The following is a 26117-nucleotide window of genomic DNA, read 5'->3' on the forward strand; positions in this document are numbered from 1 at the left end:
ACTCATCGAGACTTGGGTATAAGCCCGTGCGGCGATTGAGCATTTTCAGGGCTTGGATAGCGTTAGCATCTTAGCGCCCTGCTGTAGTGGCGTGACATAAGAGGGGATCATGGCGGCAGAAAACGCAGAGGCACTGTTCTTCGACAGCGATATTCGCGCTTTGACGCCACTTGATACCGCAAGGGCGGAAACCTTCTTGGCCGACCTTGCCGCACGCGCCCGCGAAGAGGACATTTCGGGCGTGGTGACCCTGTTGCAGAAGGCGGAAGCTGCCCGCTTTCTCTCTGCCGTTCTCGATCTTTCTCCATTCATTCGTGAGGCGCTGACCCGTCATCCGCGTATTCTGGACCGCATCGTCGCCAAAACGCCGGAGGCTGCACTAGAGGATATTCTGGCGGAAATCGCGGCCTGTGCTGCAAGCGCGGATGTGACGGAAGCCGCGCTCATGACCAGCCTGCGCGTTTTGAAACGCGAGGCGCATGTGCTGATCGCCCTTTGCGATCTCGCCGGGATTTTCGATACGCAGGCAACGACTGGCTGGCTCACCGATCTGGCCGAGGCCTGCACGGGCGCCGCCGTCCGGTTTCTGCTGCTCGATGCGGATAGTGCTGGCAAGATCAAACTTCCCGACCGGGCCCAGCCCGACAAGGACAGCGGCTGGATCGTTCTTGGCATGGGCAAGTTCGGCGCGCGCGAACTGAATTACTCATCCGATATCGATCTCATCGTCTTCATCGATGAAACCAGACCGGCTATCGGTGACCCTTATGAATGCGTTGAAACCTTTTCACGGCTGACGCGTCGCCTTGTTCGCATTTTGCAGGACCGTACTGGCGACGGCTATGTCTTCCGCGTCGATCTTCGCCTGCGCCCGGACCCCGGCTCGACGCCGCTTGCCATTCCCGTCGGCGCCGCCCTTCATTATTACGAAGGGCGCGGCCAGAACTGGGAGCGCGCTGCCATGATCAAGGCGCGGCCTGTCGCGGGAGACCGCGAATCCGGCAAGCAGGTGCTGGCGGAACTCTCCCCCTATGTCTGGCGCAAATATCTCGATTATGCGGCCATTGCCGACGTGCACTCGATCAAGCGCCAGATTCACGCCCATAAGGGCCACGGCGATATTGCCGTGCGCGGCCATAATGTAAAACTGGGGCGCGGCGGTATCCGCGAAATCGAATTTTTTGTGCAGACGCAGCAGCTTATAGCGGGCGGACGGTTTCCCGAATTGCGCGGCAACCAGACGGTGCCGATGCTGGCCCGACTGGCCGAACGCGGCTGGATCACCGAGAAAGCCCGCGATGCCTTGGCGAAGGAATATTATTTCCTGCGCGATGTAGAGCATCGCATCCAGATGATTGCCGACGAACAGACCCATATCCTGCCTGAAGACGATGAAGGCTTTGCCCGTGTCGCCCATATGATGGGCTATGCCGATCCGGCAGTCTTTTCCGATGTTTTTCTTGATGCGCTGAAGGTCGTGGAAAAACACTATGCGGCGCTGTTCGAGCAGGCGCCCGAGCTTGGCAGTTCATCCGGCAATCTGGTCTTTACCGGCGATGTGGATGATCCGGGCACGTTGGAGACGCTCGCCGCCATGGGCTATGAGCGTCCGAGCGATATATGCCGTGTGATCCGCACATGGCACTTCGGGCGGTATCGCGCCACGCAATCGGCGGAAGCGCGCGAGCGCCTGACCGAACTGACGCCCGCGCTGCTCAAGGCTTTTGCCGAAACCAAGCGCGCGGATGAGGCGCTCTTGCGTTTCGACGGTTTTTTGAAAGGACTGCCATCGGGCATCCAGCTTTTCAGCCTGTTGCAATCCAACCCCCGCCTCCTGAACCTGCTCGTGATGATCATGAGCGCCGCGCCCCGGCTCGCCGAAATCATCACGCGCAACCCGCATGTTTTCGACGGTCTGCTTGATCCGGCGATTTTCTCCGAAATGCCGACGCGCGCCTATCTGGAAGAGCGCCTGCACGTGTTTCTGGGACCTGCGACCGATTACGAGGAAGTGCTGGACCGGCTGCGCATCTTCGCTGCCGAGCATCGCTTTCTGATCGGTATCCGTTTGCTGACAAGCGCGATTGACGGCGTACGCGCTGGTCGCGCTTTCTCCGATCTCGCCGAACTGATGATCGGCAAGGCATTCGAAGTTGTGGAAGCCGAACTGGAGCGGCGCCACGGCAGGGTTAAGGGCGCCAAAGTCGCTCTTCTTGCCATGGGCAAGCTTGGCAGTCGCGAGCTAACTGCCGGTTCCGATGTCGATCTGATCCTGCTTTACGATCACGACAAGGAAACGGATGAATCCGATGGCAAAAAGCCGCTGGCTCCCTCGCAATATTATATCCGCCTGACGCAGCGGCTCATCGCGGCGCTTTCCGCGCCGACAGCGGAAGGCGTGCTTTACGAAGTGGATATGCGGCTGCGGCCCTCCGGCAACAAGGGGCCTGTTGCGACCCATATCGAAGCTTTCGGCAAGTATCAGCGCAGCGAAGCATGGACATGGGAACATATGGCCCTAACCCGTGCGCGCCCGATCCACGGCGACGAGACCTTCATGGATCACATCAGAGGGGAGATCGACACGGTTCTGTCTGGACCGCGCGATGTGAAGAAGATCGCCAAGGATGTGCGCGAGATGCGCGACCTCATCTATCAGGAAAAACCACCGGCAGACGATTGGGATTTCAAGCTGAAGCCCGGCGGCATTGTTGATCTGGAGTTCATTGCGCAATTTGCCGTATTGGCCAACAAGCTCGATCGGAAGCCACGGCCTTTAAGCACTGAGGAAATCCTTTCAGCGCTCGACCCGTCCTTTGCCGATCCGGCGCTCGCCGACAATCTGGTGAGTGCGCACCGCATCTATACCAATTTGAGCCAGACGATCCGTCTGTGTCTTGGAAGCGATGCCAAACGTGAAGAATTCATACCCGGCATGATCGACCTGCTATGTCGTGCGGCCGACATGCCCGATATAAAGCGCGTCGAGCATCATCTGGCGGAAGTCGCCGTTGAGGTACGGACAAGTTTCGAGAAACTTTTGAATATCTAATCAGGCGGCGTAGGTTTCTGCACCATTTCCAACCTGACCGCGCTTGCGGTCAGGGATGCAGACCGAAACCACGGTGCCAACGCCTTCGGTTGAGCGAATGCGAAGCCAGCCGCCGTGAAGCTCGGCCAGCGAGCGGGTGATGGCAAGCCCGAGGCCAGAGCCGGTATGGGTCTTGGTGAATTGGTTTTCCACCTGCTCAAAGGGCTGGCCGATCTTCTTGATGGCTGATTTCGGAATGCCGACGCCAGTATCCTGAATCGTCATGAACAGGGCCGATCCGGTCTTGCGCGCCCGCACCGTGATCTGTCCACCATAGGACGTGAACTTCACCGCATTGGAAAGAAGGTTGATCAACACCTGCTTGATCGCCCGACGGTCGGCATAAAGCTGCATCGCATCTTCGATGCGCGTATTGACCGCAATATTCTTCTCATCCGCCTGGAGCGAGATCATGCGCACGGTTTCATTGATCAGCGGGCAGAGATCGATCTGCTCACGGTCGAGCGAGAAATGTCCGGCCTCGATCTTAGACATGTCGAGAATGTCGTTGATGACATTGAGCAGGAAGTTACCGCTCGTATGGATGTCGTTGATGTATTCCTCATAGCGGTCGGAGCCGAGCGGACCGAACGTGCCAGCCTGGATCATTTCCGAGAAACCGATGATGGCGTTGAGCGGCGTGCGCAGCTCATGGGACATATTGGCGAGGAATTCGGACTTGGCGCGGTTCGCAGCCTCGGCGCGTTCCTTTTCCTGGCCGTATTTCCGGGCAAGCTCCGACAGCTCGCGTACACGGTCGCGTTCGCCCTTGCGCGCAATCGAAAGGTCGTGAATGGTCGCCATCAGGCGGCGTTCGCTGTCAACCAGACGTTCCTGATGCAGCTTGAGCTGGGTAATGTCGGTGCCGATGGAAACAAGACCGCCATCTTGCGTGCGGCGTTCGTTGACCTGCAGCCAGCGGCCATCGCTCAACTGGCGCTCGAAAGTCTGGCCACCGGCGCGGTTATGTTCATTGGCCATGCGGCGCTCGAAAGTGAATGGACGCGTATGGGCGTCGACTTCGTTGCGCGGCACGCCGGGTTTCAGCGTCCAGACCGGAAGGCCGGCATATTCGCTGAACTTGGAATTCGCCATGACGAGGCGATTGTTGGAATCCCACAGGATGAAGGCTTCCGAAATATTCTCGATGGCTTCGCGGATACGCATATCGGCTTCTGCCGTCTGCTGCGCGAAACGGTGCTGTTCGCTGACGTCGAAAGCGATGCCGACCAGATGAAGATCGCCTTCGCTGGCAATTTCCGCGCGAACGCGCATCCACACCCATGAACCATCGGCATGGCGCATGCGGAAGACGCGGTCGACATGCGAAATATCGCCAGCCGCTGCTTGCTCGGCGATGGAATAGAGGTCGCCATCTTCCGTATTTATGATCGCGGCCACATCGCCGAAAGGCAGCACTGCGTCCTGCGCCTCGTAGCCCAGCATTTCATACATGGAGCGCGACCAGTAGATGCGGCCGCGCGCCATGTCCCAGTCCCACAGGCCGCAGCGACCGCGCGCCAGCGCCAGATCGATACGCCGCTGGATCTGGCCGGAAAGATCATCGGCCTCGCGCGCCCGCGCTGCCTGGCTGAAATAGGCATAGAGAATGGCGAACATCACGCCGGTCGTGCCTGCGAAGAGCGTCACATTGAGCGACACGGCCCGTCGCCATTCCGCAAAGATGGCGCTTTCCGGCTCCACGGCGATGACGGAATAGGGCAGGGTCATCGGCTTCGACAGGGCGCCGAAAGCCGATTCCCCCTGCAACATGACTTTCAGCACGCCTGCTCGTTCTGCAAACAGGAATAGCGGTTGCGCTTCTGCAAGGATCGTATCGATCGGCTTGCCGGCCAAATCGGAAAGCGGGCCCGAGGCCGCCACCACGGAGGACTGCGGGTCGATGACGGCGAGCGTCATGTTCGAGGATGACAGTCCGCGAGAGCGGAATTCCGCCATCGTGTCCTGAATATCCTTCGCGGATATCTGCGCTCCGGCGTCGGTGCCATTGGCAACGCGTTCGATCATCTGGGCAAGATTGGCGGTCGCCGCCGACAGGAAAGCCTTATGCTGCTGCTCGATATCATCGCGCCATGCCAGCATCGAAAAGACGCGAGCAACGCCCAGAATAATCAGGAAAATGATGATGAGCGCGGGAACGAGGCGACGAAGGATAGGCTCGATTGAGATGAACTTGCCATAGGCCGGACCAGCAAGAAGACTGACATGGCCCGAAAGCTTGCCCTTCCTTCTTTTCCGACCGGATTCGCAATGCGTCCCCGCCGGCGCGCCATACGCGTCGGTGCTCGCCATATAATGGTCCCTCGTGAATTCCCTGCGAGTGAAGTGATTCGGAATACGCCACCTCCGAATATCCTCAATGAATCAAAAGTGATTCGCGCTGTCCAGCGAATTCGTTAACGAGGCGTAAAAATCGGGAATTTCATCGGTCAATTTGTCCATGAATCTCAAGCTCTTAAGTAGAATCGATATCCTATCTGATTCGTCTAAACGCATGAAAAGACTCATGAAAGCTGACTGCCTTGCCGCCTTTACCGCAGTCCGCGTGAAAAGGTCCGTTCCGGGAGCGTAACAGCAACCGGAACGGACGAATCATCACGATGGCAGGATGGACCGCGAATCAGGCGAGAGTGCGGTCCACGATGTCGCGCAGATCGGTGGACAATTTGCCAGCGCCGGATATGCGCGCCAGCGCCGCCCTTGCATGTTCGCGACGGGCATCTTCGAGTGAGCGCCACGAACGCAGCGCAGTCAGAAGCCGTGCCGCGAGCTGCGGGTTCTCCGGATCGATGGACAGGATCGTATCGGCAAAGAACGCATAAGCCGCACCATCCTTGCGGTTGAAGCCGGTCGGGTTGAATGCGGAGAACGAGCCGATCAACGAACGCACGCGGTTCGGATTGTCGAGCGAGAAGAGCGCGTGTTTCGTAAGGTCGCGCACAGCCTGCAAGGCCACATCGCCGGGACGGCTTGCCTGCACGCTGAACCACTTGTCCATCACAAGACCATCCATGCCGAACTGTCGCTCGAAACTTGCCAGCGCGTCCTTTGCTTCGCTCGAATCGCCAAAGCGATGCACCAGTATGGTCAGTGCTGCGAAGCGGTCAGTCATATTGTCCGCAACGGCGAACTGGTTGACGGCGCGTTGTTGGCTGTTTTCGTGGCGGGTCAGATAATCGAGCAGCACATTTCGCAAGGCACGCTTGCCTGCTGCACCTGCGTCCGGCGAGAAAGCGCCATCCTGTTTCAGGGCATCGTAGAGACTGGCGAAGTCCTTGGAGTAACGGGCGGCAATGGCGTCCACCAGATGGTTTCGGCTGGCGAGGATCGCGTCGGGATCGACATTGCTTCCCATCTCGCGCGCGATATCGCTTTCGCTCGGCAGCGTCAGGCAGAGTGCGCGGAAGGCAGGATCAAGGGTCTCATCGGATGCCACTTTGCCCGCGAGTTCAACGATCTTGTCTTCAACTGCCGGGGCATGACCGCCGCGCACACGCTTGGCGCCTTCAAGCAGAACCTGGTTGAAAATTCCGGTCAATGCCTGCCAGCGCGCCGCCGGGTCGCTGTCGTTGAGGGCCAGGAATGCGCGATCATCATCCGATAACGGCGCCGTCAGATTAACGGGAGCCGAGAATCCGCGCAGTAGCGACGGAACCGGCCGTTCCTTGATGCCATGAAAGACGATTGTTTCGGATGCATGGTGCAGATGGATGACGTCACCGCGTACATCCCCGCCTTCGACGGAAGCTGCAACCATATCCTTGCCGTCAGGCCCGATCAGGCCGAAGGCAATCGGGATGTGCATGGGCTTCTTGGTCGCTTGTCCGGGCGTTGCTCCCAGCGACTGGGTCAGTTCAATCGTAAAAGTTTCTTTCGCGGCGTCATGAGTGAAAGCAGCTTCCACTTTCGGCGTTCCGGCCTGATCGTACCAGAGTGCGAATTGCGAAAAGTCCTGACCGGAAACATCGGCAAAAACCTTGATGAAATCCTCGATAGTCGCAGCGTCTCCGTCATGGCGCTCGAAATAGAGGTCCATGCCCTTGCGGAATAGCTCGGGCCCGATGATCGTGCGGATCATGCGCACCACTTCCGAGCCTTTCTCATAAACGGTCGCCGTATAGAAGTTGTTGATCTCTCGGTATTCGCGCGGGCGCACCGGGTGGGCGAGGGGCCCGGCATCTTCCGGAAATTGCTGCGCTTTCAGAATTTTCACTTCGGAAATGCGCTTGACCGGGCGCGAACGCTCATCGGCGGAAAATTCGTGATCGCGATAGACGGTCAGGCCTTCCTTGAGGCACAGCTGGAACCAGTCGCGGCAGGTGATGCGGTTGCCTGTCCAATTGTGGAAATATTCGTGCGCGATGACCGCCTCGATGCCCGCATAGTCGACATCGGTTGCCGTTTCGGGGTCGGCCAGCACATATTTGTCGTTGAAGACGTTAAGCCCCTTGTTCTCCATCGCGCCCATGTTGAAATCGGACACGGCGACGATGTTGAAAACATCGAGATCATATTCGCGGCCGAACTTTTCCTCGTCCCAGCGCATGGAGCGTTTCAATGCATCCATTGCATAGAGCGCGCGGCCTTCCTTGCCATGTTCGACATAGATCGCCAGATCGACCGGCCTTCCGGATTGCGTGGTGAAATGATCCTTCACGACGCCGAGCGATCCGGCAACGAGCGCAAAGAGATAGGATGGTTTCGGATGCGGATCGTGCCAGACGGCGAAATGCCGGTCCGGTTTGCCTTCGACCGATCCACTGTCGACCGGATTGCCGTTGGACAGAAGAATTGGCGCAGCTTGCCTGTCGGCGTCGATGCGGACCGTATAGACTGACAGCACATCCGGGCGGTCGTAATAATAGGTGATGCGGCGGAAGCCTTCGGCCTCGCATTGGGTGCAATAGACGCCGCTTGAGCGATAAAGGCCGGATAGCTGCCGGTTTGTCGTCGGATTGATTTCCGTCACGATTTCAAGCGTGAAGCGCTTTCCTTCCGGCAGGTCGCTGATTTCAAGCTGGTCGGGCGTTGCGACATAGCTGTTGTCGGCAAGAGGCTTGCCGTCGATGGCGATGCTGACAAGCTTCAGTTCGTCACCGTCCAGCACCAAGGGCGTACCGGCTCGAGTGTCATCGCGGCGCTCAATCGTAAGGGTCGCACTGACGATGGTTTTTTCCGGTTCCAGTGAGAAGTCCAGTTTGGTCTCGGGTATGGCGTAAGGGGTCGGACGGTAATCTTCGAGGCGGAATGTCTGGCCGGTTTCAGTACGCATAGCGAAACTCTCTCCCTGAACTCTCTTTGAACTTACGATATTGGATTCGTACCCAAAATTGCTGCCGAGGGAAACTTAATTCCAGAACAACCAACCGGGCTTTGTAGCTGGATGGGCGTTTTATCAAATATTTTTCGACTTGACCTTTGAGCTACTGGTGCTGTGTTGCAAACAGGAATAAGAAAGACAGGCACACGAATATTTCGGGTGTAGCTGCGCATCATATTTTAAGGAATTGCGTTGTGAACGCTCATGCGAGCGCGCCTGTCGAGGCTGCCCATCTTGAAACGAAACCGATGCTCGGCATCGGTCTTAAAATCGCTTCCGTTGCCGTTTTCGTCGCCATGTCCACCTTGCTGAAGGCGGCGGATGGTGTGCCGGTCGGGCAGTTGATCTTCTTCCGGTCATTCTTCGCAATCTTCGCGATATTGCTCTATCTCGGGTGGCGTGGACAGCTTTCAGGCGTGTTCCGCACCCAGAACGGCTTCAGCCATTTCTGGCGCGGGCTGGTCGGCGTCTGCTCCATGTCGATGAGTTTTTTCGCGCTCACCAAGCTGCCGCTGCCGGAAGCAATCGCCATCAACTATGCTTCGCCGCTGATCACCGTCATTCTTGGCGCGGTCATCCTGCATGAAGTCGTGCGATTCTATCGGTGGAGCGCGGTTCTCATCGGCCTTGGCGGGGTAATGGTCATCATCTGGCCGCGGCTGACAGTGTTTTCGAGCGGTGGCCTGGGGCATGATGAGGCCATGGGCGCGCTTGCCGCTCTTGGCGCGGCCATCTTGTCTGCGGTGGCCATGATGCTCGTGCGCCGTCTCGTGCAGACGGAGCGCACCTCAACCATCGTGATCTACTTTTCCATATCCGCGAGCGTCATCTCCCTGGCGAGCTTTCCTTTCGGCTGGATCGTACCAAGCTGGTCACAGCTTGCCATGATGATCTGTGCAGGATTTGCCGGTGGGGTCGGCCAGATACTTCTGACCGAATGCTATCGCCATGCACCCATGTCGACGATTGCTCCCTTCGAATACACGTCCATGCTGCTCGGACTTGCCATCGGGTTTCTATTGTTCGGCGATATCCCGACCTTCGAGATGCTGGCGGGCAGCGCCGTCGTCATGGCGGCTGGCGGTTTCATCATCTATCGCGAGCACCAGCTTTCCATCGCGCCGCACAAGGTCAACGCACCGCAGACCCCGTAAATTCAGCTCTGTCCGGGTGTGCCTTCTGCACGGGGATCGAGCTGCATCGTTTCCGGCGTGGACTGGCCGTCGGGCGTATGGAACTTGTACTCGGTTTTCTGGTCGCTGATGGCCGGTCGCTCAAGACGACGAATGCGCCAGAAGGCATGCAGGCCATAGAAGCTGTAAGCGATGGCCATGGTCACGAAGAAGCCCGAAGCGCCGATCAGATCCATTAGCGGGCCGGAGAGAGCAGGTCCGATGACGCTGCCCACGCCGTAGATAATCAGCAATCCGCCGGAAACCTTCACGAACTCGCTTGCATCTGCATAGTCATTGGCATGGGCGACGTTGAGGCTGTAGATTGGATAAATCACCGAGCCGAACAGAAACATCATGGCATAGAGCGCATAGGGCGAAGTGGGGTGGAACAGCACCATCACCATAGACAGGACAAAGCCGATGACCCCGGCAAGCACCATGACATAGCGGCGATCCACAAAGTCCGATCCCCGTCCGAGCGGATATTGGAAAATCGCGCCGCCCACCATGGCGCAGGCCAGCATTGTGGCGATGCCGAAAGTGGAAAGGCCATTCATCTCGCCATAGATGGCGGCGAGGAAGTTCCACGTGCCCGCAACGATACCGGCAATCAGCGATCCGACAGCCGCGGCAGGCGATCGCCGGTAAAGCCCTTTCAGGTCGAGCGAAACCTGCGTCAGCGGATTGGGCGATTGTGCACTTGAAAGGGCCGTTGGAAGCAGCGCGCTTGCGTAGATGATGGCGCAAATGATGAAGAGCGTCTGCGTTCCCGCATCGCCGAATGGCAGAATGTACTGTCCGCACAACAGGCCGAGCATGGTGATGATCATATAGATCGAAAAGATGCGCCCGCGCGATTCATTGGTCACGCGCTCGTTCAGCCAGCTTTCGATAATCATGTAGCTGCCTGCGAGCGAAAAACCCGCGACGCCGCGGAAGATCATCCACGCAACCGGGTTGACGACCAGTGCGTGTAAGAGAAGCGCCATGGAAAGCAGCGTCAGCAACGCGGAAAAGACCCGCACATGGCCAACGCGCCGCACCAGATGCGGCACCACAATGCAGCCGATCGTGAAGGCAAGGGAATAGCTCGTACCCATCCAGCCGATGGTCGTGGTCGACCAGCCTTCCATGCCGCCGCGCAGGGGCAGAAGAATACCCGCGAGGCCACCGGCAAGCAGCATGAGAAACGTGCTTGCAAGCAAAGCGGCTATGGGCAGGAGCTGGCCAGCCATGAAAAACTCCATAGTGAAATCCCATGGGAAACTGAATTTAGGGCTACTTGCCGCCGGAAGGCGGTTTGGCAAGCGGCGAAGTAGAACAAGTTTGCGGCATGCTGGTGACAATGCCACCTGCCGATGCCGCTGAAATGCTCAAAAATCAATCCGTCAATTCGGCCAATTTCAGTTTCACAGCCAGAAAATCGCGCCACGCAAAACGTTTTTGGGCTGGCGTACGCAGAAGATAGGCCGGATGCAGGGTCGGCATAACCGGAATTTCCACGCCGGAAGGTGTCCTGTGAAGCTTCCAGTTACCGCGCAGGCGCAGGATACCTTCGGGCGCGCCGGTGAGTGCCTTGCCAGCCGGTCCGCCCAGCGCGACCAGAACTTTCGGCGCGGCAAGCTCGATCTGTCTTTCAATGAATGGTCGGCAAAGCTCTGTTTCAAGCGGCGTTGGCGTGCGATTGCCCGGAGGACGCCAAGGGATCGTGTTGGCGATGTAGACGTTCTCCCGCTTCAGGCCGATGGACTCGATCATGCGATTGAGAAGCTGGCCGGATTTTCCGACGAACGGCAATCCCTCCATATCCTCGTCCCGTCCGGGCGCTTCTCCGATGAACATTATGTCGGAGGATGGATCGCCATCGGCAAAGCAAAGATTCTTCGCCGTGAATTTCAGATTGCAGCCGTCGAATGCCGCAAGCTTTTCCCGCAGTTCATCGAGCGTCGAGGCCTGGGCTGCCGCTTCGCGGGCGAGCGCAATCTGTGCTGTATCAGGAAGATCGGCTGCGGCCTGAACGGGTCTGCTGGTGGGGGCTGGCGCCGGGGCAGGGCGCGGCTGCTGTTGACGGGCGCGTTCAGGTACACTTGCCGCCTGCGTTGCTGGCTGCGAAGGGGCGACGCGCTGAGGCTCCGCAAACCGGTCTATCGGCGTTTCGGAAAGTGGCATGTCGACGCCCGCTTCCGCATAGAAGCGGAGCAAGCCTTCAATATCCAGCGTTTCACGATTATCAGCCATTATTTACCTCACCTCTGAGGTGGCGAATTTTGAAGGTGAATGCAATAGCCCTGTTCAGATTTCAGGCCCGTCGGGCCCATTAGTTCCTGTTCATACCCTGTTTCCTGCGCGGGCTTGAGCAGAACCCTCAATATGACATGAAGTTATGCTTCCTCTACGGTTTGGACAAATGCTCATCGCAGTTTATTGAATGAAATAGATTTGACGTTTACGTTAAGGTAAATATATTTGAGGACGTAAGACGCCCGTTTTGGACAATTGGACGCATTTGCGACAGTCTCCAACTCTGCGACAGGGTAAGGCGGAATACGGGGAAACGGCGGGTCTTTTCGCGGGTTCGACTGCTGACGGGCAGTTTGTTCATGGATATTCGCGATCAGATCATGCACAAAAACAATTGGATGTGTCGTCTGGGCTAGCCTAGTGAGAAGACGATATTACACCGGACGGAGGAATGAATGTCTGAAGCCCCAGAATATGCAAATCAGGAGCTTCCCGAACGCGAAAGCATGGAATTCGACGTTGTGATCGTCGGCGCAGGCCCTGCGGGCCTTGCTGCGGCCATCCGTTTGAAACAGGCGAATCCCGAGCTTTCAGTCGTCGTCCTCGAAAAGGGCGGGGAAGTCGGCGCGCACATTCTGTCCGGCGCTGTCGTTGATCCGGTTGGCATTGATCAGCTTCTGCCGGGCTGGCGCGAGGAAGAGGGGCACCCCTTCAAGACGCCTGTGACAGCCGATCATTTCCTTGTGCTCGGGCCTGCGGGCTCGGTGCGCCTGCCAAATTTCGCCATGCCGCCTTTGATGAACAATCATGGCAATTACATCGTGTCGCTCGGCAATGTCTGCCGTTGGCTTGGCACCAAGGCCGAAGAACTCGGCGTGGAAATCTACCCGGGTTTTGCTGCAACCGAAGTGCTTTACAATGATGAAGGCGCGGTCATTGGCGTTGCCACCGGCGACATGGGTGTCGAACGCGACGGAACGCATGGACCAAATTATACGCGCGGCATGGCGCTGCTCGGCAAATATACGCTGGTGGGCGAGGGCGCACGCGGTTCGCTTGCCAAGCAACTGATCTCGAAGTTCAAGCTCGATGAAGGCCGCGAACCGGCCAAATACGGTATCGGGCTCAAGGAGCTGTGGCAGGTCGATCCTTCCAAGCACAAGCCGGGTCTTGTCCAGCACTCTTTCGGCTGGCCGCTCGACATGAAGACGGGCGGCGGCTCGTTCCTTTATCATCTGGAAGACAATATGGTGGCGGTCGGCTTCGTGCTGCACCTCAACTACAAGAACCCATATCTGTCGCCATTTGAGGAATTCCAGCGCTTCAAGACGCATCCGGCCATTCGCGACGTGTTTGAGGGCGGCAAACGCCTTTCCTACGGCGCACGCGCCATTACCGAAGGCGGTTTCCAGTCGGTGCCGAAGCTGTCGTTCCCGGGCGGAGCGCTCATCGGCTGCTCGGCTGGTCTGGTCAACGTGCCGCGCATCAAGGGCAGCCACAATGCGGTTCTGTCCGGCATTCTCGCCGCAGACAAGATCGCCGAGGCAATTGCCGCAGGCCGCGCCAATGACGAACCGGTCGAGATCGAAAACAGCTGGCGTTCGAGCCTGATCGGCAAGGATCTGAAGCGGGTGCGTAACGTCAAGCCGCTGTGGTCGAAGTTCGGCACGGTTGTCGGCGTGGCGCTTGGTGGTCTCGATATGTGGACCAACCAGCTATTCGGCTTCTCCATCTTTGGAACGCTGAAGCACGGCAAGACCGACGCGCAGTCGCTGGAACCAGCTGCGAAGCACACGAAGATCGACTATCCAAAACCGGATGGCGTTCTGACGTTCGATCGTCTGTCGTCAGTGTTCCTGTCGAACACAAACCATGACGAGAACGAGCCGGTGCATTTGCAGGTCCGCAACATGGAACTGCAAAAGACTTCCGAACATGACGTCTTCGCTGGTCCGTCGACCCGTTATTGCCCCGCTGGCGTCTATGAATGGGTGGATGCTGACGGCAACTCCGCTGCCGATCCACAGGCAAAGGACGTGCGGTTTGTGATCAATGCGCAGAACTGCGTGCACTGCAAGACGTGCGACATCAAGGACCCGAACCAGAACATCAATTGGGTGCCGCCACAAGGCGGGGAAGGGCCCGTTTATGTAAACATGTAATGTTTGCATGATGACATGAGTTAAAAGGCGGTCTGGGACCGCCTTTTTCATTGCAGCATGACGGATTGGGTTTCCGGTTCTTCTTCATCCGGTCGAACGGGAGGCGGAACGGAAAAATCGAGCCGGACCGGCAGATGATCGGAGCCAGCGTCTTCGCGGGCCGAAACCTTCGCCCCTCCGATTTCAGGGGTGACAAGTATCTGATCGATAGGCAGACCCAGAAAGGGTGCCAGCGTAACGGGCAGCAGATGCGTCATCCACGTGCCGCCAATACCAGTCATATGGTGGGCGCCGGAGGCGTTTTCGACCCGACGCACGGCATTGCTCCACGGAGCCGCGTTGAAATCCCCGGCGATGACCAGAGGGCCTTTCAGCTTCGCCAGTTCCGGTTCTATATAACGGAGCTGATGTGGTTGCCAGCGCGGCCATGGCCATGAGAAGTGCAGGGCGGCGACATGCACGGTCGTCCCGCCGAAGTTGATCGGCGCAATTGCCAGCAAGCCATCACCGACGCAGGCCGTCTGCGCCTCTTCACTGAACGGCCGTTTGGACAGGATTCCCACGCCCCAGGTATTGGGGTCGTCAGCGCAATTGAGATGATAGGGATAGGAGCCCTGGAGAATGGTAACCCATTTCGTCCATTGGTCGCTCGCTTCCTCATAGGTAATGACGTCGGGCTTCTCCCGCGCAATCATCTGGAGAATGCGTTTCGGCTCGGGATTATCTTCGCGCAGATTGATCTGGACGAGACTATAGCGCGCGCCAGCCTGTTCGTCTGCCTGTGCGCCGGTGGAGCCGCTCAGGAAATCGCGTGCGGCGCCGATGGTCGTGCTGAATGCCATGACGGCAAAAAGCAGAAGCATCGCTGCCTCGCGGCGCATTTTGGTGAAGAGCAGCGGAAAGGCCAGCAACGCTAACAAAACGGCGAGGTGAGCCCGAAAATGTGAAAAGGAATCAAGAGCAGGATGGGCTGCTCCAAGAAATCCAAGCACGAGCGGGACAGACAGCACGACAGCGGCCAGAAGCAGCAGGAATGAAAGGTTTTCACGGCTTTTCGACATGAAGGTGCCAATACGTGCTGATTGCGGCGTGATGATGAAAGGGGGAATAGGGGAATAGGGGAATAGGGGAATAGGGGAATAGGGGAATAGGGGAATAGGGTGCGATCAGGCAGTGGACAAGGCAAGTAAAATATTTGCCATGACCGGGAATAAGCGATTTTTCCCTTACTCCCTTACTCCCTTACTCCCTTACTCCCTTACTCCCTTACTCCCTTACTCCCTTAACTTCACTGGAAAGCCGTCTCGTAAAAACTTCTGAGCTTTCGGGAATGCAGCCGTTCATCGGGCATTGCCGCGATCTTCTCCATTGCGCGAATGCCGATGCGCAGGTGCTGTGCTACCTGCCGCTTGTAGAATTCAGTCGCCATGCCCGGCAGTTTCAACTCGCCATGCAGCGGCTTGTCAGACACGCAGAGCAGCGTGCCGTAAGGCACGCGGAAGCGGAACCCGTTCGCGGCAATCGTGGCTGATTCCATGTCGAGTGCGACGGCGCGCGCCTGCGAAAGGCGCTGCACCGGGCCGCGCTGGTCGCGCAGTTCCCAGTTGCGGTTGTCGATGGTGGCGACCGTGCCGGTCCGCATGATCTGTTTCAGATCATAGCCTTCCAGGCCTGTGATTTCCTCGACGGCCTCTTCTAGCGCGACCTGAATTTCTGCAAGGGCCGGAAGTGGCACCCAAACCGGCAGATCGTCGTCAAGAACGTGGTCTTCACGCATATAGGCGTGGGCTAGAACATAATCGCCAAGCTGCTGGCTGTTGCGCAGGCCCGCGCAGTGACCCAGCATCAGCCAGGCATGAGGGCGAAGCACAGCGATATGGTCCGTAATGGTTTTGGCATTGGACGGGCCTACGCCGATATTGACCATGGTAATGCCTGAATGATCCGCCCGCTGCAGGTGATAAGCAGGCATCTGGGGCAGGCGCTGCAACGGATTGCCATTGCTCGGCGCGGTCTCTCCCGCCAGCGTGACGATGTTGCCCGGTTCCACGAATTGGTCATAGCCACCGCCGCCATCTGCCATCAATTGACGGGCATAGGCGCAGAACTCGTCCATATAGAACTGGTAGTTGGTGAACAGCACAAAATTCTGGAAGTGTGCCGGACTTGTCGCCGTATAGTGCGCCAGTCGGTGCAAGGAATAATCGACGCGCTGGGCCGTGAACGGCGCAAGCGGCATCGGTTCGCCGGGAGCAGGCTCGAAGTCGGCATTGACGATCTTGTCGTCTGTTGCCGCCAGATCTGGCACGTCGAACAGGTCACGCAGCGGATGCGTGAAGGCATTGGCGACGGACGCCTCAACATAGGTGCCTTCCTTGAAGGCAAAATGGATCGGGATTGGCGTGGAAGATTCCTTCACCGTCACGGTCACACCGTGATTGCGCATCAGGAGGCGAATTTGTTCGTTCAGATAATGATCGAACAAATCGGGCCGCGTGATGTTCGCGGAATAATCGCCCGGCGTCGAGACATGGCCATAGGCCAGCCGCGAATCCACATGGGCAAAGCTGGACGTAGATAGACAAATCTCGGGATAATAAGCGCGATAGCGCTGCGGCGGAACTTCGCCGCGCGCCACTTTCTCGAACGCATCGCGAAGGAAGGCCGTGTTGCGATCATAGAGTTTCTGCAGGGCGGCAACTGCCGCACTGGCATCAGTGAAAACCTCCGGGTCAACCGTTGGAGGCGTTTTGATTTCTGTCAGAAATGGATGTTCGATTCGCTGTGTCATAACCCAGTATAGCAAAGTCTATGACCGTGACATGACCCAGTTTATGCGGCGCGCTGCAGGCTTACATAAAGCACGAGACCGATGCCGCTCATCTGGGAATGCTGGCCGATCTGCGTATAGGCAAAGGTAGCTGCCGGACCGGTGAATATGGCGGTGAAAAGGAAAACGCGAAGCGCGATTGCGGCTATTGCCTGGGTTCTCCTCATTGCCGTTCTCCGGCATGCTTCTGCGTGAATGCGGCGACAGGGCCGATCACCGGCTGGTCCCGATAAGCGTTGTATCGCTGGTCAACGAAAATACTGGCGACTGCGGCAAAGCCGGCGATCATCAGGCAGAGAATTGTTAAGCGCCGAAGCATAGCGGTTGGTCCCCCAGGCCGTTCTGATTTCTGTTCTCCCTTGCCAATCTAGCGATCACGCCTGAACCGTCCCTGAGAGCGTCGTTCATGCGGCGTTCAAAAATATTGATGTTCCGTTTATTGCGGCATTGGGCTCTTGTGCCTGTTCGAAAGGGTCTTATGTTTCCCATCATTGGAATGCGGGAGCACGTCCCGCTCAATGTCAGGATCAGCGGGAGAGAGCCCATGGCCGAACAGATCAAGCCCATCGAATTATATTATTGGCCGACACCGAACGGCTTCAAGATCAGCATTATGCTCGAAGAACTCGGCATTCCCTACGAGGTCAAATACGTCAACATCGGCAAGGGTGATCAGTTCAAGCCGGACTTTTTGAAGATTGCGCCGAACAACCGGATGCCCGCGATCATCGATCCGGAAGGGCCGGGTGGCGAACCGATCTCGGTTTTCGAGTCTGGAGCGATCCTGCAATATCTCGGGCGTAAATTCAGCAAATTCTATCCGTCTGACGAACGCAAGCGCGTTGCCGTCGACGAATGGCTGATGTGGCAGATGGGCGGGCTCGGCCCGATGTCGGGACAGGCTGGTCATTTCCGTATCTATGCGCCTGAAAAGGTGCAATACGGGATTGATCGCTATACCAATGAGGTCAATCGTCTCTATGGCGTGCTGAACAAGCAGCTTGAGGGCAAGGATTATATCGCAGGCGAATATTCAATCGCCGATATGGCATCGATTGGCTGGATCAACGCCTATAAGAACTACGACCAGAACCTCGATGATTTCCCGAACCTGAAGCGCTGGCATGAAACGATGAATGCTCGTCCGGCAGTGCAGCGCGGTCTGCTGGTCGGCAAGGAAGAGCGGGAAAAATCCAATCTGGCAACGGACAAGGAAGCCCAGAAAATTCTCTTCGGCCAGAAGGCACGTTGAGCAGGTTTTGTCGCATTTTCCAACGCAAAGCCGTTTCACGCTTTTGCTGGAAATGCTCCAAGAAGAAAGGGCGGCCATGACGCCGCCCTTTTTGATTCCATGTTTCGCTGAATTACTGGCGCGTCAGGCTCTCGCTCTTGCAGATCAGACCGCCCATCACGCAGCCGGAGAGTGAAAGCGTATTACCCTTGACGCTTGCCTTGCCGGTATAGGTCTTGCCTTCGTCGAGCTTGTTGACTTCGCCCTTGTAGCTGCCGCCGGTGCCAGACATCGTGCCGATGGACTTGCCCTTGTACTCGCCGGTCTGCACCGTACCGCAGAACTTGTTGGCGCCGCAGGATGCATAACTGATGATCGTGCCGTTCGGGCGCTTCCACGTGCCGACAATGCCTTCCTCGGCGAGGGCAGGCGCGGTAAAGGTGGCTGCAAGCGTCATTCCAAGAATAAGTGTGCGGAACATTCTTTCCTCCCAATTCGCCGCGAACTCCGGCTCTGCCGGTCGCAGCGATGAAACCGCCATGATGCGTTTCCCAAGTTTGACGGATGCCTCCTCGACTTCCGCCAGACTTACGCAAACGTAAACGTAATCCAGTTTCTCACGAAGCGGAAGAGGAATGTTTGCCTCTCTCGAGGCATGTCGGATGCCGCCTTTTTCATGCATTCGTCGCTTTCGAATGTTGCCTATAGTTAGCAACTGGTTTCGTTTCAGAATTTGGATTTGAATCGAATTTTCGTGAAAATCCAGCAATCGACGGAACTTGCATGTTTAACAAAATCCCAAGTTTACCCCTTGTTCGGATTTTGTTGGTTGCTCGTTAAGCATCTGGTTTAACGCGCATTTCAACCCTTTCCCGTAGATTTGAAAGCATGAACGGAACGACAGAGACGGCGGTTTCGAAGCTGGAAAATCAGCCTTTGAAAACAAAGACCGGACGGTTCTCGGGATTTAACAGGGACAAAGAAAATGGCACAGTTTCAGAGCTTTACGAATAAGAACAACGCAATCGCACAGGATCGCATTCTTCTGGAAATGGGTATGAAATTTGCCATCGGCCGTGATTGCGAGATCGATGTGATCGAAGCGCATAAATGGCTGAACATTGCCGCCATCCGCGGCAGCGAAAAGGCAGCCCGCATGCGCAACCAGGTGGCCGCTACAATGAGCAAGGGCGAGCTGGCAGCAGCCCTGCGCGGCGCACGCGAGTGGATGACCACCCACTGACGAGTTCCTCCGCCATGACAAAAGCCGCCCTTCCGGCGGCTTTTTTGTTCAGCTTATGCCGAGATAGCGACCAGGCTTGTGGTTGATCGCGATGATGAGGTTCATGGCAACCGCGCCGATCAGGGAAAGCGCCATGTTTTCCCATGGGATAAAGAACAGGGAAGCCAGCATAATCAGGACATCGAGGCCGAGCTGGAACCAGCCAGCCCTTATTCCATAGGCGTCTTGCAGATAAAGCGCCAGAATATTGACGCCGCCGACGCCCGAGCGGTGGCGGAAGAGCGCCAGCACGCCCATGCCCATTAAGGTGCCGCCCATGAGGGCGGCGAAAAGCGGATTGACGCTTGAAAAGTCGACACTCAGCGGCATCAGGCGGGCAAAAGCCGACATCATAGCTACAGCGACGAATGTCCTGATTGTGAAAGCCCAGCCCATGCGGCGCACGGCGAAATAATAAAACGGCAGATTGATCAGGAAGTAGAGCAATCCGAATTCCGTGCCCGTGGCATACTGGATAAGAAGGGCAATACCGGCGGTGCTGCCCGTCATCAGCATCGCCTGACTGTAAAGCGTGATGCCGAGTGCGATGAAGGATGTGCCGATCAACATCGCCATCGCATCTTCATAGAGGCGGTGACGGTCGAACGCGGCGGCTTTGGGCGCATCGATGAGTGGGGCGGCGTTATCAGTGATATCGGCCACGGCGAAACTCCAGAACAGCGAGAAGCCGGCGATCCGGCAAAAAGTGTGGTGCCGGAACGAATTCCGGTATGTGTTCGCGCTGTGCAGATGGTTCGACCATAGCACGCAGCGTCAAGTCTTGGGATACAGCCAAATATAGCAGCCGTTTCGACGCTGCGCACGACTTGCAATATTGTTATTTCAAGGTCGGCTTTGTGGATTTATCGCAATTGGAAGGGCAGATTGTTTTAATTTATTTCGCGTGACATCTGCGCGAGGAAGCGTTTCACCTCCTGCGGACTGCGCAAATGATGCTTGATAAGATGTTGCGGCGCTTTTTCCAGAAATGCCAGCGCGCGAATGCGGCCATCCTTGCGGTAACCCGCCACCCATTTCATGAAATCCCAGTCGAAACGCTCTACACATCCTTCCGCCATGTCCGGGCGTGCACGCCCGTAGTGGATTGCCGTTCTTTTGACCACGCGCCATAGGCGACGCGCGGTCGACAGGTCGAGAAAAACGAGCATATCTGCACGTGAGGCGCGGTAGTTCATAGTTTCGCTATGATTGCCTTCAAATATCCACGCGTCCTGGTTTGCGGCTTCGTTGGTGAGGCGACCGATCTCGTCACGCGTTCGCATCCTCCAGCCGGGCTGCCAGTAAAGGGTATCGATATGCACGACCGGTAAGCCGGTGAGGTCGCCAAGCCTGCGCGCAAGGCTGGATTTTCCCGAACCGGCGCCGCCTATAATCATGATCCGCTTCATCGTCCGCATCGTCCTCGGATTTTAACTCTGTTCGAATAAAAATCGGACATGGGATAGGAAGTACTGTATTTCTACTTCATGGTACCCGCCTGACCATAACGAGCAAAGAAAGCCCGTTAGAAAATTTGTATTGGAGTTTAGGGTAATATTGGCCAACTGATTGACAGTCAACTTTGCGAAGCGCAATGATGACAAAACGGAACGGGTGAGAGCAACAATGACATCTACCGTTCTTCTGTATTAGAAAGATCGCAAGGTGTGAACGGATGCCGGGTGATCGAAGGGCTGCATTCGATAGGGAGTGACAAGATGTCTATTCGAACCATAACCGCCATGGCCGGCACGGCCATCATCATGAGTGCTGCTGCATTTGCCTTTTCATCGCCTGCCAATGCGTTGACGATGAAGGAATGTAGCGCAAAGTATCAGTCTGCCAAGGATGCTGGCACGCTCGGCAACATGAAGTGGAACGATTTCCGCAAGGCTCAATGTGGCGACGATGCAGACGCCGCGGCTGCTCCGGCTGCGCCCGCACCTGCTGCTCCAGCCAAAAAGGCGGCCGCTGCTCCTGCAGCAGACGACAGCGCCAAGGGCCTGACGATGAAGCAGTGCAGTGCCAAATATCAGGCAGCCAAGGACGCTGGCACGGATAATGGCGCGAAGTGGAACGATTTCCGCAAGGCCGAGTGCGGTCCGGGTGCTGATCCGGTTGCACTTACCACGGATGGCAACAGTGAACCTGCTGCCCCAACAGTTGCTGCGCCGAAAGGCGTGAAGTTCCCGACAGCAGTGTCGGCGAAATATTCCAGTGAATCAGCTGGCAAGGCGCGTATGCACACCTGCCTCGAACAATATCATGCCCTGAAAGATGCGAACGCTCTCGGCGGCTTGAAGTGGGTACAGAAGGGCGGCGGTTACTACAGCCTCTGCAACGCCCGCCTGAAGGGCAATTCCTGATCTGATCAGGATCATCTGAAGAGAAAGGGGCCCCTCCGGCCCCTTTTTATTTGGTTCGTGAGAACCAACCCGTGACCGCCACGGCAAGCCAGCCGAGTATCATCAACGCCCCGCCTGTCGGTGCGGCCATCGGGAAAAGGCGGTCGCCGGTCATGTCACGCACGAACAGATCGCCGCAGAACAAGGCGAGGCCGATAATAAGCAATGCGCCGCCCGCATAAGCCGTGCGGCTCGTCGGTGCAATGAGCGACAGCGCCAGAAATGCGGGCGCATGGCCGAGAAGCAGCGGTGCAATATTGCCCAGATGATTATCGCCGCCATGGGCCGCACCCGCATAAGCGGCAATCGCAAGGGCGCCGGTTAGCCCGGCAAGGGTGCTGAAAAGAATGTTCTTCGGGCGGCTATCGGGTTGAATCTGCATATATGGCTCCGCTGTTCAGGCCGTTTCCCGAAGCTTTGCGTGTTTCCTGGCATCCTCCAGGGCCGCAGGAAGAGCGGCCTCCAAGAGGTCGAGCTGTTCGTCAATGCCGACACTCACCCGAATGCAGCGATCGAGAATTGGCGCGCCGGGTTTGCGAACGAAAATGTCCCGTGCGAGAAGTCCGTTCAGCACTGCCGTGGCAAACGCTCCGTCTTTGCCGCAATCGATGGTGACAAAATTCGTAGCGGATGGGATTGCTGACAGGCCGTTTGCTTCGGCGATTGCAGCGATTCGATCCCGCCCGACCTGAATTTTCGCCACCACATCCTGCAAATAGGCCTGATCCTTGAGAGCCGCGATAGCCGCCGCCTGTGCGAGACGATTGACTGCGAAATGATCGCGAATCTTGTCGAAACATTTGATGGCATCGGCGTTGCCGACAACATAACCGCAGCGAATGCCCGCAAGACCATAGGCTTTGGAAAAAGTACGCATCCGAAGAACATTCGGGCGGTCGGTTTCGAAAGGCGGAAAGGCAGAAGCTGGTCCGGTTTCGCAATAGGCTTCATCCAGAACAAGCATCGTGGTTTCGGGAACGCGCTCGATGAAGGACTGGATGTCCGAGCCTTCATGCCAGGTCCCCATCGGATTATCCGGGTTGGCGAGATACAAGATCGCGGCATCTTGCTCGCGCGTCGCATCTATCAGACCGTCCAGATCCGACTTGTCATTGATATAGGGGACGGTGATCAGTTTGCCGCCATAACCGGCAACATGGTAGTTGAAAGTCGGATAGCCGCCGAGGGAGTTGATGACCCTGTCACCTTCCTGAACATATTGCCTGACCACAAGGCCAAGCAACGCATCAACGCCGGCTCCGGGCATGATATTTTCAGGTTTCACTCTGTGATGCGTGGCAATGGCGTGACGCAAGTCGTAATTTTCCGGGTCGCCATACTTCCAGATTTCGGTTGCTTCCGTCCGAATTGCCTCAAGGACGGAGGGCGCTGGTCCGAAACTGCTCTCATTCGCACCGATTCTCGCGCGGAAAGGTTTTCCGCGTTGCAGTTCCAGCGTTTCAGGGCCGGTAAAAGGAACGGTGGAGGGCAGATTTGCAACGAGCGATGTAAGGCGAGGCGATCCCATGACGATTCCCAGTCGATTCTCGGTCCGGCACAATATGATGAGGCAGATCGAAGGCTGGATGATGCCGTAAGCTACCCGCGTCTGTCCTGCTAGGAAAGGCATAGCAACTTGTATGGGCCGGTGCCATCACAATGATTTGGTGCGCGCCGAATAATAGGAAGCTGATCGGGCCAGTGGTCCGTCAGGGAAGGGGTATCACGAACGCAGAAAAATGGCTCCGGGCTGAAATCTGGATGTCCAATCCGCTAGGTAATCGTCACGTCCGTTGCTATTTGCTGCTGTCAAACACAACAGCGGAAGCATGGAAGCCGTTACAAAAGTGGTCATCTGTGGCCACAAACGACAAGTTCTCGCGTTTCGGCGCTTTTGTATCTTAAGTAGCTTGCGCTCCGTCTTCTGAAAGCAACCATTTGCGCACAGAATCACGTTTTGTTTCAGGCTCTTGCGGCATTTCCTGACGCATTGGAAATGCCTTATCCAATTGGTTCATGCGCGTCTTGTTCCGAAAGCCGTTTCACGCTTGCGGGATAGGTTTTAATGGACTTCGAGCACTTTCACACAGGAATCGAGGTCATGTGTCGCCAGATGAGCGTAACGCATGGTCATCTGCAGGGTTTGGTGACCTAGCCACATTTGAACACGACGGATATCGATCCCGCCCCGAACCAAACGAGATGCACAGGTATGGCGCAGAATATGCGGAACGACCTGATCGTCCGTGCCCAACCCGACTTCCATCTTCGCTTCATTCCAGATCTGGCGGAACCGGACCTGATTGAGCATGGAGAAGGGGCCTTTGAGCTTTTCATGCGGGATATGTGCTGCCTTGCGGGCACGACGGGTGAGGGGAACAGTGCGGCTGCGATTCGATTTGGTGAGCCAGAACGTAACCCTGTGATCCTGAATATCGTTCCAGGTAACGCCAATTGCTTCCCCGAGACGACAGCCCGTGTCGACAAGAAACAGAGAAAGCCGGTAGCTATCTTCGCAACGCGACTTGATCGCCGCGAACAGGCGCTTCTCTTCCTCATATTCAAGGAATCGAATGCGTCCTACACGCTCTTTCTGCCGGATGAATTCCGGTAGATTGAAGATATCCCCCATTTTGTGCGCCTTTCGCAGCAGCTTGCTCAGCGCAGCCATCTTTCTATTGATGGTTGCATTGCTGTTGCCGCGCTCACGGAGCGAACCGATGACGGAGTCAAGCATTTCCTGATCGAAACCTGAAAAGCGCTCGCCTTTCAGAATCTCGTCAATTTCCCCGAGAAACGACTTCACATTATACTTGTGCGACCCATCATCCCACAGGATGTTGATGTATTTCCCCGTCAGTTCCGCCACCGAAAATTGTTCGACAAGCCGGTGGTTCGGACTTTTGCTGGATGTATATTGTAAGTTGTAGTCGACTATCGGCGCAAATTTTTCGCCCATGTCGATCTTCGTTTCCCCAACGACGATCATTGTACGCCCCCCATAGATATATGAGACGCACAACTAATGAAATAATTCTCGGAACACAAGATAAGTGAGCTAACTTTATGCGGAGACATGTTTGGACCTTTCTAAAAGACCAGTATCTGCCCCCAGCTTTTGTCGTCCCCCGCAACTCCCCTCGGTTTTCGATCCTTTTCGAAATCCCCATTTCTGAAGGATCAAAGTTCACGCATTCGTGAGCTGTGTTTCAAATGAATGAGCGCCAACGGTTTCCCGTTGGCGCTTTTCGCTTAAGCGTCGATCTGATTAGAACGAGCGCTGGAAGCGGATCATGCCCTGCCAAGCGTCTTCGCCCTTGAGGACCGACTTCTTGTCGTTCCACTTGGTGTAAGAAACTTCTGGGGTGATGGTGAAGCCAGGAACCAGCTCGTAAGCAACGTTTGCGGTTGCTGCGAAGGTTTCTGCATCTTCGTAAGCGAGCTGAACGTTGAAGGTAGCCTTGTCGGTTGCCTTGAACGCTGCGCCGCCCCAAACGGCCCAATCGCCGCCCCAGGTGCCGTAGAAGCTATCAATGGCGCGAATGCCGCGGAAATTACCGTCTGCATCCGTATAGCCATAATAGGTATCATCGTTGGACTTGTAGCCGCCCATCGCCCAGACCGAGAAACGGTCGGTGATGTTGACGTCGGCGCGAACCTTGCCGGCCCACTCTTCGTTGACTGCGTCGTAAGCAGCAACTGCTGCGATCGAGCCCCAGCCACCAGCGTACTTCAGGCCGCCAACGATATGCGGCGTGTAGTCGTCAATGACGCCATTGTAGTCGACGTCAACGTTGTTGCCCTGTTCGAGCGACAGAACTGCCGAGAAGCCGTTACCGCCGGTGAAGGTGTAGCTGATGAGACCCGTGCGATAGCCGCCAGCGAGGATCACGTCGTCGTTCATGACGTTGCCGAGGTAACCAGGGAAGGTTACGAAGGCCGATTCGTCGAGACCAATGCGCAGGCCGCCGAGCTGAATGTAGCCGAAACGCAGCGTACCGGTCGAGCTCGAGTCAGAACCGTCAGACCACTGGAAACGAGTGTCGATATAGGTCTTCAGGGTGCCGAGTTCGGTTTCCGAAGCAGTCGAGAAACGGAGAACTGCACGAGCCGTCTTGGCATAGGTGTCGCGATCTTTGCCGCCGCGAACCAATGAATAGCCGTCCTCTTCACGCGAGAGGTGGCCACCGCGAGCGTATACGTCGTCGCCGCCCTTAACGTCGTAACGAACGTAGCCATGGATGCGCAGGCAGGTTTCGGTGCCTGGGATGTAGAAGTAGCCAGCGCCGTAAGCATCGCAAACGCGGACATATTCAACGGCTTCTGGCTCTGGCGCGACGATTGCGTCGGCAGCCTGAG

Annotated in this window: 21 protein-coding genes; 6 read left to right on the forward strand and 15 right to left on the reverse strand. The window is 56.7% G+C overall.

What is annotated here, in order from left to right; all coding sequences use genetic code 11:
- Positions 1 to 109 precede the first annotated feature (109 nt).
- Positions 110 to 3052: a bifunctional [glutamine synthetase] adenylyltransferase/[glutamine synthetase]-adenylyl-L-tyrosine phosphorylase gene (locus AC0TNJ_RS01480; RefSeq protein ID WP_473769993.1), complete on the forward strand. Its 2943-nt coding sequence runs from the start codon at positions 110 to 112 to the stop codon at positions 3050 to 3052.
- Here the strand turns inward: AC0TNJ_RS01480 and AC0TNJ_RS01485 are convergent, their stop codons facing one another.
- Both AC0TNJ_RS01485 and pepN read right to left on the reverse strand, forming a co-directional pair.
- Positions 3053 to 5404: a PAS domain-containing sensor histidine kinase gene (locus AC0TNJ_RS01485; protein WP_473769994.1), complete on the reverse strand. Its 2352-nt coding sequence runs from the start codon at positions 5402 to 5404 to the stop codon at positions 3053 to 3055.
- A 328-nt stretch (positions 5405 to 5732) separates the two neighbouring features.
- On the reverse strand, positions 5733 to 8384 hold the full coding sequence (gene pepN, locus AC0TNJ_RS01490) for an aminopeptidase N (protein ID WP_473769995.1): 2652 nt from the start codon (positions 8382 to 8384) through the stop codon (positions 5733 to 5735).
- A 242-nt stretch (positions 8385 to 8626) separates the two neighbouring features.
- Between pepN and AC0TNJ_RS01495 the strand changes: the two genes are divergently transcribed.
- The gene (locus AC0TNJ_RS01495) at positions 8627 to 9586 is read left to right on the forward strand and encodes a DMT family transporter (RefSeq protein ID WP_122002655.1); all 960 of its coding nucleotides are present in this window, start codon (positions 8627 to 8629) and stop codon (positions 9584 to 9586) included.
- A gap of 2 nt (positions 9587 to 9588) precedes the next feature.
- Here AC0TNJ_RS01495 and AC0TNJ_RS01500 read toward each other — a convergent pair whose 3' ends face one another.
- Both AC0TNJ_RS01500 and AC0TNJ_RS01505 read right to left on the reverse strand, forming a co-directional pair.
- Positions 9589 to 10842, reverse strand: coding sequence for an MFS transporter (locus tag AC0TNJ_RS01500; protein ID WP_122002683.1), 1254 nt, complete (start codon positions 10840 to 10842; stop codon positions 9589 to 9591).
- A gap of 145 nt (positions 10843 to 10987) precedes the next feature.
- Positions 10988 to 11845 (reverse strand): uracil-DNA glycosylase, encoded by an 858-nt coding sequence (locus AC0TNJ_RS01505; RefSeq protein ID WP_122002654.1) that lies wholly within the window; start codon positions 11843 to 11845, stop codon positions 10988 to 10990.
- A gap of 458 nt (positions 11846 to 12303) precedes the next feature.
- Between AC0TNJ_RS01505 and AC0TNJ_RS01510 the strand changes: the two genes are divergently transcribed.
- Positions 12304 to 14010, forward strand: coding sequence for an electron transfer flavoprotein-ubiquinone oxidoreductase (locus tag AC0TNJ_RS01510; RefSeq protein ID WP_122002653.1), 1707 nt, complete (start codon positions 12304 to 12306; stop codon positions 14008 to 14010).
- Between the two features lie 47 nt (positions 14011 to 14057).
- On the opposite strand, the gene AC0TNJ_RS01515 is transcribed toward AC0TNJ_RS01510, so the two are convergent.
- From AC0TNJ_RS01515 to AC0TNJ_RS01530, 4 genes are all read right to left on the reverse strand, one after another.
- Entirely contained in the window at positions 14058 to 15071 is a 1014-nt protein-coding gene (locus AC0TNJ_RS01515; protein ID WP_473769996.1) for an endonuclease/exonuclease/phosphatase family protein, read from the reverse strand.
- A 227-nt stretch (positions 15072 to 15298) separates the two neighbouring features.
- The gene (locus AC0TNJ_RS01520; RefSeq protein ID WP_473769997.1) at positions 15299 to 16801 is read right to left on the reverse strand and encodes an AMP nucleosidase; all 1503 of its coding nucleotides are present in this window, start codon (positions 16799 to 16801) and stop codon (positions 15299 to 15301) included.
- Positions 16802 to 16842: 41 nt separating this feature from the next.
- Complete coding sequence (locus AC0TNJ_RS01525; RefSeq protein ID WP_162997366.1) at positions 16843 to 17007, reverse strand: hypothetical protein; 165 nt, start codon at positions 17005 to 17007, stop codon at positions 16843 to 16845.
- A complete protein-coding gene (locus tag AC0TNJ_RS01530) occupies positions 17004 to 17159 on the reverse strand; it encodes a hypothetical protein (protein ID WP_162997363.1) in 156 nt (51 codons plus the stop codon). Before AC0TNJ_RS01530 ends, AC0TNJ_RS01525 begins: the two co-directional genes overlap by 4 nt.
- A 225-nt stretch (positions 17160 to 17384) precedes the next feature.
- Between AC0TNJ_RS01530 and AC0TNJ_RS01535 the strand changes: the two genes are divergently transcribed.
- On the forward strand, positions 17385 to 18092 hold the full coding sequence (locus AC0TNJ_RS01535) for a glutathione binding-like protein (protein ID WP_473769998.1): 708 nt from the start codon (positions 17385 to 17387) through the stop codon (positions 18090 to 18092).
- Positions 18093 to 18204: 112 nt separating this feature from the next.
- On the opposite strand, the gene AC0TNJ_RS01540 is transcribed toward AC0TNJ_RS01535, so the two are convergent.
- Positions 18205 to 18552 (reverse strand): DUF2147 domain-containing protein, encoded by a 348-nt coding sequence (locus tag AC0TNJ_RS01540; protein ID WP_473769999.1) that lies wholly within the window; start codon positions 18550 to 18552, stop codon positions 18205 to 18207.
- 504 nt (positions 18553 to 19056) lie between these two features.
- On the opposite strand from AC0TNJ_RS01540, the gene AC0TNJ_RS01545 reads away from it, so the two are divergent.
- Positions 19057 to 19314 carry a tetratricopeptide repeat protein gene (locus AC0TNJ_RS01545; protein WP_122002649.1) on the forward strand — a complete coding sequence of 86 codons (258 nt, stop codon included), beginning with the start codon at positions 19057 to 19059 and terminating at the stop codon, positions 19312 to 19314.
- Positions 19315 to 19362: 48 nt separating this feature from the next.
- Here AC0TNJ_RS01545 and AC0TNJ_RS01550 read toward each other — a convergent pair whose 3' ends face one another.
- Positions 19363 to 20016 (reverse strand): YitT family protein, encoded by a 654-nt coding sequence (locus tag AC0TNJ_RS01550; RefSeq protein ID WP_122002648.1) that lies wholly within the window; start codon positions 20014 to 20016, stop codon positions 19363 to 19365.
- A 227-nt stretch (positions 20017 to 20243) separates the two neighbouring features.
- Positions 20244 to 20750, reverse strand: a complete 507-nt coding sequence (locus tag AC0TNJ_RS01555) for a P-loop NTPase family protein (RefSeq protein WP_473770000.1) — start codon at positions 20748 to 20750, stop codon at positions 20244 to 20246.
- Positions 20751 to 21071: 321 nt separating this feature from the next.
- Here AC0TNJ_RS01555 and AC0TNJ_RS01560 point away from each other — a divergent pair, with 321 nt between their 5' ends.
- On the forward strand, positions 21072 to 21719 hold the full coding sequence (locus AC0TNJ_RS01560; RefSeq protein WP_473767073.1) for an antifreeze protein: 648 nt from the start codon (positions 21072 to 21074) through the stop codon (positions 21717 to 21719).
- A 46-nt stretch (positions 21720 to 21765) separates the two neighbouring features.
- Here AC0TNJ_RS01560 and AC0TNJ_RS01565 read toward each other — a convergent pair whose 3' ends face one another.
- From AC0TNJ_RS01565 to AC0TNJ_RS01580, 4 genes are all read right to left on the reverse strand, one after another.
- Complete coding sequence (locus AC0TNJ_RS01565; RefSeq protein ID WP_473770001.1) at positions 21766 to 22140, reverse strand: DUF423 domain-containing protein; 375 nt, start codon at positions 22138 to 22140, stop codon at positions 21766 to 21768.
- A 15-nt stretch (positions 22141 to 22155) separates the two neighbouring features.
- Positions 22156 to 23286 carry a pyridoxal phosphate-dependent aminotransferase gene (locus AC0TNJ_RS01570; RefSeq protein WP_473770002.1) on the reverse strand — a complete coding sequence of 377 codons (1131 nt, stop codon included), beginning with the start codon at positions 23284 to 23286 and terminating at the stop codon, positions 22156 to 22158.
- Between the two features lie 534 nt (positions 23287 to 23820).
- Positions 23821 to 24747 (reverse strand): tyrosine-type recombinase/integrase, encoded by a 927-nt coding sequence (locus tag AC0TNJ_RS01575; RefSeq protein ID WP_473767076.1) that lies wholly within the window; start codon positions 24745 to 24747, stop codon positions 23821 to 23823.
- 279 nt (positions 24748 to 25026) lie between these two features.
- Positions 25027 to 26117 (reverse strand): porin (locus AC0TNJ_RS01580; RefSeq protein ID WP_473770003.1); only part of this gene is annotated, 1091 nt, incomplete at its 5' end.

It is taken from the genome of Ochrobactrum sp. PL_is483, from assembly GCF_055816855.1.